The 518-nt window shown below is 70.5% G+C and carries 1 protein-coding gene; it reads left to right on the forward strand.

The window, feature by feature from the left end:
• Positions 1-115 precede the first annotated feature (115 nt).
• A partial coding sequence (locus tag KZA10_RS17470) for an alpha/beta hydrolase (RefSeq protein WP_374196623.1) occupies positions 116-518 on the forward strand: 403 nt, incomplete at its 3' end.

Below are 518 nucleotides of genomic sequence, written 5' to 3' on the forward strand. Positions count from 1 at the left end.
TCGTCCCGCGTGACGAGATGGTCCGGGTCTCACGCGGCGAGTAGAGCCGTCACGGTCGGGCCTCCCGCACCCGGTCGCGCGCTCGGCTAGCCTGGCGACGACGGGGGAGGAACGCATGACCGAGTGGATCCCGGATGTTCTCGGTGACGAGTTCGAGCAGCTGACGCTCGATCTCGGCACGGATGACCAGGGGCCTGTCGTTGCGACCCTCGTGCGCGCACTGCCGAGGAGGCCGAGCCTGTGGGCGCGGGCGAGCGGCCGCCGACCGCTTCTCGACGGGGTCGATGTGCTGTACGTGCACGGCTGGTCCGACTACTTCTTCCAGAAGCGGCTGGCCCGGTTCTGGACTTCACGTGGCGCCCGCTTCTTCGCTCTCGACCTGCGCAAGTACGGTCGCAGCCTGCGCGACGGCCAGACTCCCGGCTACGTCGCCGACCTCGCCACCTACGACGAGGACATCGGAGCTGCGCTGGAGGCGATGGGCCGCGGGGAGGGGGGCGCCGAGTCCGCCCGTCGAC

This window comes from Microbacterium sp. BF1, assembly GCF_019279095.1.
In the GTDB taxonomy this organism is placed as follows: Bacteria; Actinomycetota; Actinomycetes; order Actinomycetales; family Microbacteriaceae; genus Microbacterium; species Microbacterium maritypicum.